General features: G+C 69.9%; 1 protein-coding gene. It reads right to left on the bottom strand.

Annotated elements, in window-relative coordinates; translation table 11 throughout:
- On the bottom strand, positions 1–1,517 hold a 1,517-nt coding region (locus tag A5745_RS25160; protein ID WP_076119191.1), incomplete at its 3' end, for an RNA polymerase sigma factor.
- Positions 1,518–1,926: the final 409 nt, after the last annotated feature.

Raw genomic sequence — 1,926 nt, forward strand, 5'->3', positions numbered from 1 at the left:
CTGCATGCGATGGGGGTGGTCGGCCAACAGGTCGAGACGATGCTGCCGTTTTCCTGGCAGGGCGTTGGAATCACGGGGACGGAAGAAACGGGACCCCTCGGCGGTGTAACCCGGACCGGCGGCGGCGTCACCACCGGCGGCGGCGTCACCAGCGGCGGCGGCGTCACCACGACGGGGGGCGGCGGCACGACGATGGGTGGTGGCAGCACTACGACCGGCGGCGGCGCCAAGATCGGCGGGGGCGGCACCACCGGTGGAACGATCGGTGGGGGTACGACCGGAGGCTGGGCGGTGAGTATCGGTGGGGGGACCGTGGCTGCCGGCGGCTGGACGGGTGCGGGCGTAAAAGCCGGAGGCACAGTTACCGCCGGCGCCGGGGGTGGTGCTGGGTTAGCGGGGATAGTCGCGGCGCTCGGCGGCGCTGCCGGTTTCATGGGCGCGGGCGCGGTCCCAGTCATCTCGGTCGGCGTGACGGCGGTCTTGTGGTGGTACAGGAAGGTGAAAGCCAGCCCCAGCGCGGCGAAGAAGGCGGCGGCGAACAGCGCGATCCACGGGATGATCCGCCGAGCTCGCCGCGGTTCGGCGGCGTCGAAGTAGCCCTCGTCGTCCGACGCTGTGGCGGCTACCGGCGACGCCATGGTCGGTGCGTCCGCGGCGCAATGGGACAGGGTGGGGCTGTCGGCGTCCGTATCCGTGGCGAGCCTGTGGCCCGCGGAGGTCAGCCGGACCTTGTCCAGTGTCTGGTCCCTCAGCCAGGCGGGGGCGGGGATGAACACCGGGGCGCCGAGTAGCGCGGCCGGGCTGACCAGGCGGCGGCGTTCCTCATCGCAGGTCGGGCAGGACTCGATGTGGCGGCTGATGCGTTTGCGCATCAGCACGCTGAACCGTCCATCCCAACCCTCCAGGATCGTGCGCAGCTCAGGGCACTTGTCGGCAGTGTGTTGGGCGCGTCGGGCCACCAGCAGCGCACCGAGCGACGTTTCGATGGTGCTGCGCAGCCGCGACACCATCTTGTTGGCGGTGCCGGGGCTGACCTCCAGTGCTTCGGCCAGCTCTGGTCCGTCGAGGCCGTGGCGGTAGGCCAGCTCCAAGACGGTGCGGTCGCGGTCGACGAGCCCACCCGCGGCCTCAGCGATCAGGTCGGCCAGCTCGTTGCGCGCGGCCAGGGTGTCCGGGCCGGCTTCGTGCGACGCGGCCTCCGGCAGTTCATCGGAGGCTTGCTCGCGACGGCGGTTCCGGATGCAGCGCAGGGCTTCGTTGCGGGCAATGGCATACAGCCAGGGGCGCAGCCGGTCGGGCTCACGCAGTTTGGGCAGCTGGGTCGCCGCGGCACAGAACACGTCTTGCACGCAGTCGGCGGCGGCGTCGCGGTCGCGGACCATGCCCACGCAGAAGTCGTGGAGCCGGTCGGCGTAACGGTCATAAATCATGGCAAACGCGCCTCGATCACCCGTCGCCGCCGCGCGGGCCAACTCCGCATCGCTGACGATGTCCCAATTGGACAGTGCGGTTGTCACGTCGCTTCCCCAACCATGAGGCGCCGGTGCCGGTTCTGTAAGGACCGGCGCTGCGAATAAGTGTGCGCGCACGCGGGTGAAATGGCACGAGAAAATTCCAGCTCTCCGACGGGAAAGCGGGTGAGGCCGGGATCAAATCCCGGCCCCTCCCCGCGGGAGGACCTCATTGGCAGACGCCCTGCACAAGGTGGTGCGGAGGCAGGCACAGCGAAGGTGGCGCCGGTATCGGTGTCAGCTTCGTGGGTGTAGTCAGTTTCGGTGGCGGCGGCGGTGGCAGCTTCGGCGGCGAAGGCGGTGACGGTTGCTGCGGTGGCTGAACCGGCACCCATACAGGCGGTGGTGGGGCGGTTTGGACGACAAATTGCGGCGGCGGCGCGCAGCCGGTGCCGGGGCACACAAGATCACGAGA

It is taken from the genome of Mycobacterium sp. IS-2888 (genome assembly GCF_001954215.1).
GTDB lineage: Bacteria > Actinomycetota > Actinomycetes > Mycobacteriales > Mycobacteriaceae > Mycobacterium.